A 14,340-nucleotide genomic window follows, 5' to 3' on the forward strand; every position below is an offset into this window, starting at 1 on the left:
TGGATTGCTTCGTCGCCAGCGCAAAATTGCTTCGCAATTTTGTCGCGGGCTCCTCGCAATGACGGTCATACTCAATTCGCCCCAGCATCCAGCCGGAACGCGTTTTCGACGATACGTAACCCCACCTCGCCGCCGAGCGACATCAGCGATTCCGGGTGGAATTGCACGCCGGCGACCGGCAGGGTCTTGTGCTCAAGCGCCATGGCGACGCCGTCCTCGGTGCTGGCGGTGACGCTCAGGACCTCCGGCATGCTGTCGCGCTCGACGAAGAGCGAGTGATAGCGGCCAATGACGATCTCGTTCGGCAGGTTGCGCATCAGCCGGCCGCCGCGCACCTGCACCCGTGAGGGCCGGCCATGGGCGGGATGGGTGAGCTGGCCGAGCTCGCCGCCGAAATATTCGCCGATCGCCTGGACGCCGAGGCAGACGCCGAACACCGGCAGCTTCTTCTCCAGCGCCGCGTCGATTGTTGTCTTGATCCCGAAATCCTCAGGGCGCCCGGGGCCGGGCGACAGCACCAGCAAATCCCACCTCTTCCGCTTGAGCATGTCGAGCGCATGCACATAGCGGACCACGGTGACGCTGGCGCCGACCTGACGGAAATAATCGGCGAGCATATGCACGAAGCTGTCGTCGTGGTCGATCAGCAGCACCTGCTTGCCCGAGCCGGTGGCATCGGGCGCAAAGGTCGAGAGCGGCTTCGGCGGATCGCCGCGCAGCGCCTGGAACAGGGCGGCAGCCTTGACCTGGCATTCGCGATCTTCCGCGGCGGGATCGGAATCGAACAGGCAAGTGGCACCGACGCGCACTTCGGCCAGGCCATCCTTCATGCGGATGGTGCGGATGGTGAGGCCGGTGTTGATGCTGCCGTCGAAATTCACCGCGCCGATCGCACCGGCATACCAGCGCCGCGGCGAGCGCTCGTGGTCCTCGACGAACTGCATCGCCCACAGCTTTGGCGCACCCGTGACGGTGACCGCCCAGGCATGGGTGAGGAAGGCATCGAGCGCGTCGAAGCCGGGGCGCAGCATGCCCTCGACGTGGTCGACGGTGTGGAACAGTTTTGAGTACGTCTCGATCTGCCGGCGCGCCAGCACCTTGATGGTGCCGGGCACACAGACGCGCGCCTTGTCGTTGCGGTCGACGTCGGTGCACATGTTGAGCTCGAACTCGTCCTTCTCCGAGTTCAGTAGCTGGCGGATCTGCTCGGCATCGCCGATCGCATCAAGGCCGCGCGCAATCGTGCCCGAGATCGGGCAGGTCTCGACGCGGCGGCCGTCCGAGCGCACGAACATTTCGGGCGACGCCGAGACGAGGAATTCGCCCTCGCCGAGATTCATCAGCGCGCCATAGGGCGACGGGTTGATGACGCAGAGGCGCTGGAACACTTCGGCCGGCGAGCGGTCGCAGGGCTCGGCGAAGAGCTGGCCGGGCACGGCCTCGAACAGATCGCCACGGGCAAAGGCCGCGCGCGCGGTCTCGACGGTGGCCTGATATTCGCCGGGCGCGTGATCGGCAAAGCCCTGGCGCGGCGTCTTGAGGTACGGGCTGTCGGCGGTCTCGCGCGGCAGGCCTTCGGTCGATTTGCCCTTCCAGGCGAAATCGTAAGTGAGCACCACGCCGCGGCCGGTGGCGCGGTCATAGGCCAGCAGGCGATCGGGCACGTACAGCACGATGTCGCGCTGGTCTTGCTCGCGCGGACGCTTCTGCACGAGGTCCTCGATCTGGAAGACGAGGTCGTAGGCGAAGGCGCCGAACAGGCCGAGCAGGCCATCATCATTGGCGGAGAAGGCGGCGACGAGGTCGCGCACCAGCGACATCACGCTGGCCCGCCGCGTGCGCTGGTCTTCCTCGACCGGGGCATCGCCGCGGATGATGTGGCCGGCAAGGCGCGTCGCCGTCTTCTCGGAGATCACCACGCAGGGCTCGCGCAGCACGTCGCCGAGGAAGGCGATGAGCACCTCTCCGCGCGCGTTCAGCGCTTCCAGCTTGAAATTGACGCCGACTGTCTCGAGCTTGAGCGGCGGATCGGAGAAGCCGAGGTCGAAGCTCTCGTAGCGGCCGGGCACGGTCGTGCCCGAGGACAGCACCACGCCGCGGCGGCGGTCGAGCAGGCTGATGAGGTCGTCGAGCCTGCTGGCGCCGCCGGTAAATTGCTCCGCCACGCGCGTGATCGCAAGCCCCGCGCGGGTCGCGTACTCACTTCTGGCCGGGAGGGCAAAGACTGTCCTGTTCATGTCGTCCTCTTACGAAACTTGCCGAGGGAACGCCACACAGGACAAACGATCGGGCCGCCGCACTGCGTGGCGACCTCTAGCGATTTTGAGAAATGAAATCGCACCGGCCACCTCGTTAGGAGGTGCGCCACCAAAGACGGGCTGGGCGGAAGGCGGTGCTCATGGGCGGATACTCACCATGGCGCGAGGGCGGCGTCAAGGGTGGCTGGGGCGGCTTCAATCGCCAAAATGGCGACGGCCAGGTCTCAGCCGCTTCAAGCCCGCATCTGCAGGCTGTCGCGCCCTATGGCCGCGTCCGAAGCATGACGCTCGATCTCGGCTCGCGTTACCGTGAGCAGAAGTTCACCGTCGGGTTCGACGACATTGCTACGGTCAGCCAAGGTTTCAACCATAACACCTGTCTTTCCTGTGACCGCACACCATGTGGCATGATCGTCGCTCACGCGTAGCGCCGTGATCATCGCGGCCGGATCCAGATCCAACTTTCGCAACAGCAGGTCGATGGCCTCGGCCGCCAGATTTTGCTCGGCAACTCTCAAGAAATTCCGGATCGTGTCAGCGCCTACCGTCGACAACCGCGCGCCCACCAGTGTGGGCGGAAAGCTCTTCAATACTTCATGCATGTCCGACGGCTTCGGGCTCTGGCTGCCTGGGCCGAATTCGTAAAGTTCTCCACCCGCCTCCTCGTAAACGCACAGGCGCGAACCCTTGTCAGTCTTGACGCCAATGGCAATGCCCTGCGCCCCTTCAGCATCCATATTGCTTCCCGCGAACGCCTGAACCTTGAGCTCCGGGTCAGGCCTCACCGCCCCGCACGCGGCGGCGATCGTGAGCTGCAGGCGGTCGGTGATCTGAGAGCTGATGTGGCGAACGCTCAGCCAGATCCGACGTTGCGACAGATGTGGGTTAAGTTGCGCAAGCCGTTCGATTTCGGAGGCGTACTGTTCCTGCGCGACAGCATGCAATTCGGGCCAGCTTGCGATCCATCGGGCTGCAAGTTGTTTCATTGGTTGCTGTCGTTCTGCTTCATAGAAGCGACGATCAAGCGCATCGAGCGCCGAGGCCCGGTTCTCGAAGCCGTTCTGCTGCGCGCTCTCTTGGGGATTATCCCCTACCCAGGCGATCATTTCCTGCAATATACGATGTTGCGCGCTCGCTCCCATCGCCTCGAGTCCGGCGAGCGCATCGCCAGACGTCGTGGGAAGCATCGAAACGCCCGTGTTACCGATGAACTGGCTGTGACCGCCGTTGTTGACCTGAGCGAGATAGTAGTCTGCGTGATAGGCCTGCATGGCCACAGCGGGCAGTTCACGTCCGGAGTACACGCCGACGCGTTGCATTTGGTTGACGTAGTCGACCACCGCGTGGGTTAGATATTCGGCCTTCTCAGGGTCCTCGGGCGCCTCCAGCCGCTCGCGAGGCAAAACAACCGTCGTCAACCGACCATCCACAATCATCACCCCCTCCACAGTCGCGTAGCGAAGGGCTACACGGCTGCAGCCTATGATTGCAGCGAGCTGTTATCAATAGCGATGCAACACGTGCGCAGATCGACCCGCACCACTGCTGCTGCTACCCCAGATGCTTCCGGAAAAACTCCGTCGCCCGGCCCCAGGCGAGCTCGGCGGCTTCGCGGTCGTGCACGGCCTGGCGCTGCTCGTTGACGAAGGCGTGCTCGGCGTCATAGCGGAACAGCTCCAGCGACTTGCCGGCCGCCTTCATGGCCTTCTCGAAACCATTGACCAGCTCCGGCGTGCACCAATCGTCCTTGTTGGCGAAATGGGCCTGGAGCGGGATCTTGACGTCGGCGGGCTTGGCGGCCTGCTCGGGCGGGATGCCGTAGAACACGACGCCGGCCGCGAGCTCCGGGATCTTGGTCGCGCCGATGATGGTGACGGCGCCGCCGAGGCAGAAGCCGGTCAGCCCGACCTTGGCGCCGTTGCGCGACAGATATTGCGCGGCACCGCGGACGGTCTGCGTAGTGGCGTCCATGAAGTCGAGCGAGTTCATCTCCTTGTTGGCGCTGTCCGTATCGTGATACGGCACCACCTTGCCCTTGTAGAGATCGGGCGCCAGCGCGTCGAAACCGGCCAGCGCGAAGCGGTCGCACAGCCCCTTGATCTGGTCGGACAGGCCCCACCATTCCTGGATCACGACCACGCCCGGCGCATTGCCGCGCGCGGCGTTGGCGAGATAGCCCGAGGCGTCCTTGCCGTCCGGGCGCTTGAAGGTGATGCTGGTTCCCATGGTGTCCTCCGGTGAGTTTCTGGGGGATCGGTTGGCGGTATTTTGGCGGGTGCGGGGGTGTGACGCAATCCACACTCTCGTCATTCCGGGGCGCGCGATAGCGCGAGCCCGGAATCCATTGGGCCGCGGAGCTGGTGGATGAATGGATTCCGGGTTCGATGCTACGCATCGCCCCGGAATGACGGCTCAACAAAAAAGCCCCCTTGCGGGGGCTTCTTCATTCTCGTTTCGCGCCAAGCCGGTCAGTGCGAGTCGGCCCAGACCTTCTTCTTGGTGAAGTACATCAGGCCCGCGAAGATGATCAGGAACACGAAGACCTGGAAGCCGAGGCGCTTGCGCGCTTCCATGTGCGGCTCCGCCGTCCACATCAGGAAGGTGGTGACGTCCTTGGCGTACTGCGCGACCGTAGTCGGCGCGCCGTCGTCAAAGGTCACCTGGCCGTCGCTGAGCGGCTTCGGCATCTTGATGGCGTGGCCGGGGAAGTACTTGTTGTAGTACGAGCCCTCCGGGATGGTGACGCCCTCCGGCACCTTCTCCTCATAGCCCTGGAGCACCGCGGCGACATAGTCGGGCCCCTGCTCCTGGTACTGGGTGAAGACGTCGAAGATGAACCAGGGGAAGCCGCGCTTGTAGGAGCGCGCCTTGGTAATCAGGGACAGGTCGGGCGGCGCCGCGCCGCCGTTCGCCGCACGCGCGGCCTGCTCGTTCGGGAACGGCGAGGGGAAATAGTCCGCCGGCCGGCCCGGCCGCTCGAACATGTCGCCGGCATCGTTCGGACCGTCCTTGACCTTATACTCGGAGGCGAAGGCCGCCGCCTGCGCCACGGAATAGCTGGGCCCGCCGGGCTCGGCGAGGTTGCGGAAGGCGATGTAGGACAGGCCGTGGCAGCTGGCGCAGACCTCCTTGTAGACCTTCAGGCCGCGCTGCAGCGCGCCGCGATCGAACTTACCGAAAGGGCCCGAGAACGACCATTTGTTGCCGGGGGGCGTGTCGCTGCCTTCGGACGCCTTCGCGCTGTCGATCGAGCCCGCGAACAGCGAACCGGCGAGCGCCAGCACGATCGCGGTCGAGACCATCGGCGTCGACCGGCTGCCGGTCTTGGCCAGCACGGCATCCGAGATCGAGTTCGGCACCGGCCGCGGCTTCTCGATGCGCGAGAGCAGCGGCAGCACGATCAGGAAGTAGGCGAAGTAGCAGACCGTCAGGACGCGGCCGGCGACCACGTAGATGCCCTCCGGCGGCTGCGCACCGAGATAGCCGAGCAGAATGCAGACCACGACGAAGATCCAGAAGAACTGCTTGGCGAGCGGACGGTACTTCGACGACTTCGTCTTGGCGGCATCGAGCCAGGGCAGGAAGCACAGGATGATGATCGCTCCGAACATCGCGATGACGCCCGCGAGCTTGTTCGGAATCGAGCGCAGGATCGCGTAGAACGGCAGGTAATACCATTCCGGCACGATGTGCGGCGGCGTCACGCCCGGGTTCGCCGGAATGTAGTTGTCGGCGTCGCCGAGATAGTTCGGCATGTAGAAGATGAACCAGGCGTACAGCAGCATGAAGCAGGTGACGCCGAACATGTCCTTGATGGTGGCATGCGGCGTGAACGGCACCGTGTCCTTTTCCGTCTTCGGCTCGACGCCATCAGGGTTGTTCTGGCCGGCCACGTGCAGCGCCCAGACGTGCAGCACGACGACGCCCGCGATCACGAACGGCAAGAGATAGTGCAGCGAGAAGAAGCGGTTCAGCGTCGGGTTGCCGACCGCATAGCCGCCCCACAGCAGCGTCACGATGCTCTCGCCGACATAGGGAATGGCGGAGAACAGGTTGGTGATGACGGTGGCGCCCCAGAAGCTCATCTGGCCCCACGGCAGCACGTAGCCCATGAAGCCGGTCGCCATCATCAGGAGGTAGATGATGACGCCGAGGATCCACAGCACCTCGCGCGGCTCCTTGTACGACCCGTAGTACAGGCCGCGGAACATGTGGACGTAGACGGCGACGAAGAACATCGAGGCGCCGACCGCGTGCATGTTGCGCAGCAGCCAGCCGTAGTTCACGTCACGGACGATCAGCTCGACCGACTTGAAGGCGAGATCGGCGTTCGGCGTGTAGTGCATCGCCAGGATCACGCCGGTCAGGATCTGCATCCCGAGCATGAAGGAGAGGATGGCGCCGAAGGTCCACCAATAGTTCAGGTTGCGCGGGGTGGGATAGGCGACGAAGGAGGAGTGGATGAGACCAAAGATCGGCAGACGCCGCTCGATCCATTGCAGGGCCGGATTGCTCGGCTGGTAGTCGGATGGTCCGCTCATGATGCGATCCTGAGGAAATAGTACGACGAGACGGCGCGAAGCTTCGGACGAAGATCCGAAGCTCAGCCGATCTGGATTTTGGTGTCGGAAACGAACTGGTACGGCGGCACCGGCAGGTTCGAGGGCGCAGGCCCCTGGCGGATGCGGCCGGACGAATCGTACTGCGAACCATGGCAGGGGCAGAAGAACCCGTCGTAGCTGCCTTCATGAGCGATCGGGATACAGCCGAGATGGGTGCAGATGCCGATCACGACCAGCCACTGCTCGTGACCAGACTTGACGCGGGCCTCGTCGGACTGCGGATCGGGCAGGCTCGCCACGTTGACGGCGCGCGCTTCGTCGATCTGCTTCTTGGTACGGTGGCTGATGTAGATCGGCTTGCCGCGCCAGAACACCTTGATGTCCTGGCCTTCCGCGATCGGGCTGAGATCGACCTCGATCGGCGCGCCGGCGGCGATGGTCGAGGCATCCGGATTCATTTGGGAGATGAAGGGCCAGAGCGCGGCCGCGCCCCCTACTGCTGCAGCTGCCCCCGTTGCAACGAATAAGAAATCACGGCGTGTCGGATGGTCCGCCGAAGACGCTGTCGTCACGATTCCAACCCTTTCTTCTTGTGCTACCGGTGGAACCGCTCCGAGGGGCGCCCAAGAGGTCCCCGGAAAGGCTGCCGGCGCCCGCGGCCCCCCGCGGCGGCAGAACTTGGCTTGTTCACCTCTAAACGGGTGAAACAGCAGTCCAGAATCGTTCTATTGGCACCCTTGCCGGGCGAGCGCAAGCCCGCTAACGGCGTGGGAGCGTGCAATGCACGAATTCCCGGGCGGGCGATGTTTTATTGAGACATTTTGCGCCCGCAAGCCAACTCGCCGCCGCCCATGCAGATCGCGCTTTTCCAGCCTGACATCCCCCAGAACACCGGCACGATTCTTCGCCTCTGTGCCTGCTTGGGGCTGGATGCCCATATCATCGAACCCGCGGGCTTCCCCGTGTCCGACCGTCTGTTCCGCCGGGCGGGAATGGACTACCTCGACCATGTCAGGCTGACCCGCCACGTCTCCTGGGCGACATTCGAGGACTGGCGCGCAGGCCAGGGCCAGCGGCTGCTGCTGTTCACCACCAAGGCTGCCACCGATTACCGCGATTTTCATTACCAGAGCTCGGACATCCTGCTATTCGGGCGCGAGAGCGCCGGCGTCACCGACGCGGTCGTCGAGGCCGCCGATGCGCGCCTGGTGATCCCGATCAACGCGGGGCTGCGGTCGCTCAATGTGGCCATGAGCGTGGCCATGGCCGCCGGCGAGGCGCTGCGGCAAACCCGGAACCCGCAAGTTTGAGAGATTGAGGAGAGAGGCTTGAGTTACGCGGTCAAGGAAATCTTCCTGACCCTGCAAGGCGAAGGCGCCCATGCCGGGCGCGCGTCGGTGTTCTGCCGCTTTGCCGGCTGCAACCTCTGGAGCGGCCGCGAGGCCGACCGCAGCGAGGCAACTTGCAAGTTCTGCGACACCGATTTCGTCGGCACCGACGGCACGCTCGGCGGGCGCTACGGCTCGGCCGCGGAACTCGCCGATACCATCGCCGCGCAATGGACAGCGGCTGCCGCCAACCGCTACGTGGTGCTGACCGGCGGCGAGCCGCTGCTCCAGGTCGACGCTGCGCTGATCGACGCGCTGCACGCAAGAGGCTTCGAGATCGGCGTCGAGACCAACGGCACGATCGCAGCCCCTGATGGGCTCGACTGGATCTGTGTCAGCCCCAAGGGCGGCAGCGAGCTGGTGCTGCGGCGCGGCCACGAGCTGAAGCTGGTCTATCCGCAGGCGCTGGCGATGCCCGAAGCATTCGAGGATCTCGCCTTCGAACGCTTCTCGCTGCAGCCGATGGACGGGCCCGAAGTCATCGAGAACACCGCGCGCGCGATCGACTATTGCCTGCACCATCCGCAATGGCGGCTCAGCGTGCAGACGCACAAATCGCTCGGCATCAGATAGGAAATGATTTGGTAGGGTGGGCAAAGCGGAGCGTGCCCACGATTCAAGATGACGGTAAGAGACGTGGGCACGGCGCAAGGGCGCCTTTGCCCACCCTACGGCACACTCCACGTGGTAAGCGACCGGGAATGCAGATGGACGACACGACGATCGAAGACCGCAAGGCCCGCGCCCGCGCCTGGTTCGAAGCCCTGCGCGACGACATCTGCGCGAGCTTCGAGCGGCTCGAGGACGACGCGCCGCAAAGCCTCTATCCGGGCGAGCCCGGCCGCTTCAAGCGCACGCCCTGGCAGCGCACCGACCACTCTGGCGCGGCCGGCGGCGGCGGCGTGATGTCGATGATGCACGGCCGGCTGTTCGAGAAGGTCGGCGTGCATTGCTCGACGGTGCACGGCGAGTTCGCACCCGAATTTCGGGCTCAGATCCCCGGCGCTGCGGAGGATCCAAAATTCTGGGCTTCCGGCATCTCGCTGATCGCGCATATGCGCAATCCGAACGTCCCCGCCGTGCACATGAACACGCGCTTCGTCGTCACCACGAAGGCCTGGTTCGGCGGCGGCGCCGACCTGACGCCGGTGCTGGAGCGAAGGCGGACGCAGGACGATGCCGACAGCATCGCCTTCCATGCGGCGATGAGAGAGGCCTGCAACCAGCCGAGCGGCGTTGCCGACTACGACAAATACAAGACGTGGTGCGACGAGTATTTCTACCTGCCGCACCGGAAAGAGGCGCGCGGCATCGGCGGCATCTTCTACGACTGGCACGACAGCGGCGACTGGGACGCCGACCTCGCCTTCACCCAGGACGTCGGCCGCGCCTTCCTGAAGATCTATCCCGAGATCGTGCGGCGCAATTTCGCGAGCGCCTGGACGGCTGCGGACCGCGAGGAGCAACTGATCCGCCGCGGCCGCTATGTCGAGTTCAACCTGCTCTACGACCGCGGCACCATCTTCGGACTGAAGACCGGCGGCAATGTGGACTCGATCCTGTCGTCGCTGCCGCCGGAGGTGAAGTGGCCATGAACGCCGTGCTGCCGCCGCTGCCGCGCGCGATGCTGATCGACATGGACGACACCATCCTGTCGGCCTATGGCCGGCCCGAGATCGCCTGGAACACGATCACGGCCGAATTCGCCGAAGAACTCGCCCCGCTGCCGCCGCCGATGGTCGCAACCGCGGTGCTGGCCTTCGCGCGAAACTTCTGGGCCAATGCGGAAGCAGCGTGGCGGATGAAGCTCGCCGAGGCGCGGCACCTGACGGTGAAGGGCGGCTTCGCCGCGCTCGCGGCCGCAGGCCACCGCGCCCTGCCCGACGACCTCGCCATTCGCCTCGCCGACCGCTTCACCGCCTACCGCGAGGAGGAGATGTTCGTCTTTCCCGGCGCGCATGAGGCGATCGACCGGTTCAAGGCGCTCGGCATCAAGCTCGCGCTGGTCACCAACGGCGCCGCCGACATGCAGCGCGCCAAGGTCGAGCGCTTCGAACTGGCGCATCGCTTCGACCACATCCAGATCGAAGGCGAGCACGGCTTCGGCAAGCCCGAGGAGCGCGCCTATCTGCACGCGATGCAGGCGCTCGGCGTCACCGCCGGAGATACCTGGATGATCGGCGACAATCTGGAATGGGAAGTCGTGACGCCGCAACGCCTCGGCATCTATGCGATCTGGATGGACGTGCATGGCGAGGGCCTGCCGGAGGGCTCGACGGTCAAGCCCGACCGCATCATCCGCTCGCTCGGTGAGCTGCTGCCCGACCGGGCATGATCGAGGGCCCAAACGAAAACTGCGAAAACGACCCCATGCACAGTAGCCGGCTGCTGCAAAATCAAGGGCTTACGGATTTTACGAAATCTGTTTGATCCGTCGGGCAAAACAGGGGTATTATGTCATCGTCGCTATCTCTGCGGCGGTGTGCCTGCAGGCGGCCTTCCGGGCCGCTCACGGTTGTGCGGGCGGAAGCGGAGGCGCCGCTCTGCCTCTCGATGGGCATAGACGACGATCCGTTCCGCCGCCGCCCGGCTCGTCCAAAACGTGCCAATCATTGCGCAGCGTATCTCGCGGTCAGCGAATGACCGTGCAAGCTGCCGGAGAACACCACGATCGCCTTCGGCGACAACTCGGCCTGCAGCTTTCCCGTCATCATGTTGGGATTGGCCGGCGCAAGCGAAACGGTGACCGTCTTGCCGCCATCCTGAATCGTTGCGCGTCCGCGCATATCCTTCGTCGAAAGCGGCGATCCATCGTCGTCGCCGACGTAAAAGACGATGTCCGTCCCCTTGCTGACGAATTCGATCGGATGCCCTTGCGATTTGACCACGGGGCCGCCGTTGCTGCCCTTGGTCTGCGCCGCGGCAACATCCAGCGTCGCGATCATCACAGCGGTCATGGCGAGGCCAATATATGTGCTCATGCAGGCTCCTCTTTGGTTTTCCGCGCGCATCAATAGGCTTCCGCGGGAGTGAACGTTGCGGCGTGTCCGGCCACCAGCCGCTGCAGCGGCTGCTGGCCGAACATCAGAAACAGAATCGGGGTCACGATTGTGTCGAGGACCGTGGCGCTGAGCAGGCCGCCGAAGATCGTCACGGCCACGGGGTGCAGGATTTCCCGGCCCGGCTCGTCCGCGCCGATCAAGAGCGGCGTGAGCGCCAATCCGGCGCAAAGCGCCGTCATCAGAACCGGACTGAGGCGCTCCATGCTGCCTCGAATGACCAGCCCGGCCCCGAAACGCTCGCCTTCGTGGATGGCAAGATTGACGTAGTGCGAGATCTTCAAGATGCCGTTGCGCGCCGAGATGCCGGCCAGGGTGATGAAGCCGATCATCGAGGCCACCGACAAGGGCTGCCCGGAGATCTCTAGCGCGGCGACGCTGCCGATCAGGGCGAGCGGAATACCGCCCATGATGATCAGCGCCAGTGCGATCGACCGGTAGCGGCTGTAGAGGACGACGAAGATCATCGCCATCGACGCCAGCGACAGAATGCCGATGCGCCAGGACGCCTCCTGCTGGGCCTGGAACGCGCCTTCGAGGCTGGTCGTGTAGCCTTGCGGGAAATCGAGTTCGCGAACCGACCTCTGAATGTCGGCAGCGATATCGGCGATGTCGCGGCGTCCGTCCCCGTTGCCGTAGACGACGATCCTGCGCTGGGTCCCCTCACGCTGAATCTGGTTCGGCCCGTCTGTCTCGACGATGTCGGCCAAAGCGCTCAGCGGGACGAACTCCGAGCCGGTCGGGATGAGCAAATTGTGCAGTCCCGTTGTCGAACGGTCTTGCTCCGACAGGCGCATCACGACATCGAAACGGCGATTGCCGTCGACGATCTGGGAGACCTTCCGGCCATTGGACAGCGCGTCGAGTGCCTGGGTGACCGCAGCCGGCGTCAGGCCGTGAAGAGCGGCGCGGGCATGATCGATTTGAACCCGCACTTGCGGGATCAGCACCTGCTTCTCGACCTGGAGATCGACCAGACCCGGGATCGTCGACAGACGCTGGCGCACCGTTTCGGACAGCCGCCGCAACATCTCGATGTCCTGCCCGAAGATCTTGAGCACGATCTGGGCACGAATACCCGACTGGAGATGATCGAGGCGATGGCTGATCGGCTGTCCGATGGCCACCGACGCCGGCAGCGCGGACAGCACTTCCCGGATGCTCGCATAGATGTCCGCCTTCAGGCGCTTGGACGGTGTGAGATCGACATCGATCTCGCTGTAGTGCACGCCTTCGGCGTGCTCATCGAGCTCGGCGCGGCCGGTGCGGCGCCCGACCGATTTCACCTCGGGCACCTTTGCGAGCAACTGTTCCGCCAATAGGCCAAGACGGTTCGATTCCGCGAGCGAAATGCCTGGATTGTACTGCAGCGACAGGACCAGCGTCCCCTCGTTGAAGGGAGGAAGAAAGCTGCGCGGCATCTGGCTCGCCGCATAGCCCGCCACCGCGACCGCAGCGGCGACGAAGACCAGCACCAGGCCCTTCCGCTCGAAGGCCCAGCCGAGCACCCGCCGATTGGCCTGCTTCAGCTTCGTGACGACAAAGCTCTCGCGGTCACCTGAATGAGCTCGTCCCGAAAGCAGATTGTAGGACAGCACCGGCGTCACCGTGATCGAGGTCAAGAGCGAAGCAAGGATCGAGACCACATAGGCCACGCCAAGCGGCGTGAACAGCCGCCCTTCGATTCCCGGAAGGGCGAACAGCGGCACGAAGACGAGAACGATGATCATCGTTGCATAGACGATACTGGAACGAACCTCCTGGCTCGCGCCGGAGATCACGTCGAGGACAGGACGCGGCGTGCCCGACGCAGCGTTCTCGCGCAAGCGCCGCAGGATGTTTTCGACGTCCACCACGGCATCGTCGACCAGCTCGCCGATCGCGATGGCGAGGCCGCCCAGCGTCATGGTGTTGATCGTGAGGCCGAAGGCGCGAAACACCAGGACCGTCACCAGGATCGATATTGGAATGGCGGTCAGCGAGACGAACGCGGCGCGACCGTTCATCAGGAAGACGAACAGGACCATTGCTACGACGATTGCGGCCTCGGCCAGGACGCGCTCGACATTGCCGATCGACGTCTCGATGAAGGTGGCCTGCCGGAACTGCACGTTGGTGACGTTGATCCCGCCGCGCATGGTGCGTTGCAGGTCCTTCAGCGTGGACTCGACATTGCGCGTCAACGCCACAGTATCCGCAGCCGGCTGCTTCATGACGCTGACGATGACGGCGGGCTTGCCGTCATATCCGGCGTCACCGCGCTTGGTCCGCGCGGCAAAATCAACCGAGGCAACCTGCTTCAGCAGGATCGGCTGCTCTCCGCGGGTGACGACGACGGTGTTGCGGAGGTCCTCGATACGCCTGGTGAGACCGACATTGCGGATCAGATATTCGCGGCCATGCTGGTCGACGAAGCCGCCGCCGCTATTGGTGCCGAACCTTGCGACCGCCTGCTCGATCTGATCGTGGGTGACCCCGAGCGCCTGCATGGTGGCGACGTTCGGCGTCACGCGGTATTGGCGGACCTCGCCGCCGATGGGTATCACCTGGGCGACGCCGGGAATGGCGAGGAGTTGCGGCCGGACGACGAAGTCAGCGATCTCGCGCACATCCATGGGTGAAGCCGTGCCATCGCTCGTCAGCGCGATCAGCATGATCTCGCCCATGATCGAGGTCACCGGGCCCATCTGGGGATTGGCCGAAGCCGGCAATTGCTCGCGGATCAGCGCCAGCCGCTCCGAGACGAATTGCCGGGCGCGGTAGATTTCGACGCCCCAGTCGAACTCGACATAGACGACCGACAGACCAACGCCCGAGACCGAGCGCACGCGGATGACGCCGGGGCATGCCGTTCATCGACGTCTCGATCGGGAACGTCACCAGCTGCTCGACTTCCTGAGGTGCCAATCCCTCTGCCTCGGTCAAGATGTTGACGGTCGGACGGTTGATGTCCGGCAGGACGTCGACCGAAACGCTCGGCAGGACGACCAGGCCGTAGCCGACCAGGACGGCGGCGACCGCCAGCACGAACAGGCGATTGCGCAAGCTTGTCTGGACGATGAGCTTGAACATG

Annotated in this window: 10 protein-coding genes and 1 pseudogene; 4 read left to right on the plus strand and 7 right to left on the minus strand. The window is 64.5% G+C overall.

All coding sequences use genetic code 11. The features are described from left to right. Positions 1-71: 71 nt before the first annotated feature. The 5 genes from N2602_RS30085 to petA all read right to left on the minus strand — a co-directional run bounded on the left by N2602_RS30085 (position 72) and on the right by petA (position 7,392). Entirely contained in the window at positions 72-2,237 is a 2,166-nt protein-coding gene (locus tag N2602_RS30085; protein WP_260380331.1) for an anthranilate synthase component I, read from the minus strand. 254 nt (positions 2,238-2,491) lie between these two features. Next, positions 2,492-3,694: a DMP19 family protein gene (locus N2602_RS30090; RefSeq protein WP_260380332.1), complete on the minus strand. Its 1,203-nt coding sequence runs from the start codon at positions 3,692-3,694 to the stop codon at positions 2,492-2,494. Between the two features lie 115 nt (positions 3,695-3,809). After that, positions 3,810-4,484 carry a dienelactone hydrolase family protein gene (locus N2602_RS30095; protein ID WP_025038157.1) on the minus strand — a complete coding sequence of 225 codons (675 nt, stop codon included), beginning with the start codon at positions 4,482-4,484 and terminating at the stop codon, positions 3,810-3,812. 242 nt (positions 4,485-4,726) lie between these two features. Then, complete coding sequence (fbcH, locus tag N2602_RS30100; RefSeq protein WP_172785914.1) at positions 4,727-6,799, minus strand: cytochrome b/c1; 2,073 nt, start codon at positions 6,797-6,799, stop codon at positions 4,727-4,729. 62 nt (positions 6,800-6,861) lie between these two features. Next, the gene (gene petA / locus N2602_RS30105; RefSeq protein WP_172785913.1) at positions 6,862-7,392 is read right to left on the minus strand and encodes a ubiquinol-cytochrome c reductase iron-sulfur subunit; all 531 of its coding nucleotides are present in this window, start codon (positions 7,390-7,392) and stop codon (positions 6,862-6,864) included. Positions 7,393-7,671: 279 nt separating this feature from the next. On the opposite strand from petA, the gene N2602_RS30110 reads away from it, so the two are divergent. The 4 genes from N2602_RS30110 (at position 7,672) to N2602_RS30125 (ending at position 10,543) form a co-directional block, all read left to right on the plus strand. Then, a complete protein-coding gene (locus N2602_RS30110; protein ID WP_172785912.1) occupies positions 7,672-8,130 on the plus strand; it encodes a tRNA (cytidine(34)-2'-O)-methyltransferase in 459 nt (152 codons plus the stop codon). Between the two features lie 18 nt (positions 8,131-8,148). After that, positions 8,149-8,781 (plus strand): 7-carboxy-7-deazaguanine synthase, encoded by a 633-nt coding sequence (gene queE / locus N2602_RS30115; RefSeq protein WP_172785911.1) that lies wholly within the window; start codon positions 8,149-8,151, stop codon positions 8,779-8,781. Between the two features lie 134 nt (positions 8,782-8,915). Further along, positions 8,916-9,803 carry an oxygen-dependent coproporphyrinogen oxidase gene (hemF, locus tag N2602_RS30120; protein WP_260380333.1) on the plus strand — a complete coding sequence of 296 codons (888 nt, stop codon included), beginning with the start codon at positions 8,916-8,918 and terminating at the stop codon, positions 9,801-9,803. Beyond that, positions 9,800-10,543 carry an HAD family hydrolase gene (locus tag N2602_RS30125; protein WP_172785965.1) on the plus strand — a complete coding sequence of 248 codons (744 nt, stop codon included), beginning with the start codon at positions 9,800-9,802 and terminating at the stop codon, positions 10,541-10,543. The genes hemF and N2602_RS30125 overlap by 4 nt, the downstream gene beginning before the upstream one ends. A 274-nt stretch (positions 10,544-10,817) precedes the next feature. On the opposite strand, the gene N2602_RS30130 is transcribed toward N2602_RS30125, so the two are convergent. Together N2602_RS30130 and N2602_RS30135 are read right to left on the minus strand one after the other, a co-directional pair. Next, positions 10,818-11,189, minus strand: coding sequence for a hypothetical protein (locus N2602_RS30130; protein ID WP_260380334.1), 372 nt, complete (start codon positions 11,187-11,189; stop codon positions 10,818-10,820). Between the two features lie 29 nt (positions 11,190-11,218). Next, a pseudogene (locus N2602_RS30135) lies at positions 11,219-14,339 on the minus strand (efflux RND transporter permease subunit). Position 14,340 lies beyond the last annotated feature (1 nt).

The sequence above is a fragment of the Bradyrhizobium sp. NC92 genome, from assembly GCF_025200865.1.
Lineage (GTDB): Bacteria > Pseudomonadota > Alphaproteobacteria > Rhizobiales > Xanthobacteraceae > Bradyrhizobium.

Bases quoted from the DNA above. Each gene is read 5' to 3' on its own strand.
- N2602_RS30085 (WP_260380331.1), bottom strand. From the start codon at position 2,237: ATGAACAGGACAGTCTTTGCCCTCCCGGCCAGAAGTGAGTACGCGACC.
- N2602_RS30090 (WP_260380332.1), bottom strand. From the start codon at position 3,694: ATGATTGTGGATGGTCGGTTGACGACGGTTGTTTTGCCTCGCGAGCGG.
- N2602_RS30095 (WP_025038157.1), bottom strand. From the start codon at position 4,484: ATGGGAACCAGCATCACCTTCAAGCGCCCGGACGGCAAGGACGCCTCG.
- fbcH (WP_172785914.1), bottom strand. From the start codon at position 6,799: ATGAGCGGACCATCCGACTACCAGCCGAGCAATCCGGCCCTGCAATGG.
- N2602_RS30110 (WP_172785912.1), top strand. From the start codon at position 7,672: ATGCAGATCGCGCTTTTCCAGCCTGACATCCCCCAGAACACCGGCACG.
- hemF (WP_260380333.1), top strand. From the start codon at position 8,916: ATGGACGACACGACGATCGAAGACCGCAAGGCCCGCGCCCGCGCCTGG.
- N2602_RS30125 (WP_172785965.1), top strand. From the start codon at position 9,800: ATGAACGCCGTGCTGCCGCCGCTGCCGCGCGCGATGCTGATCGACATG.
- N2602_RS30130 (WP_260380334.1), bottom strand. From the start codon at position 11,189: ATGAGCACATATATTGGCCTCGCCATGACCGCTGTGATGATCGCGACG.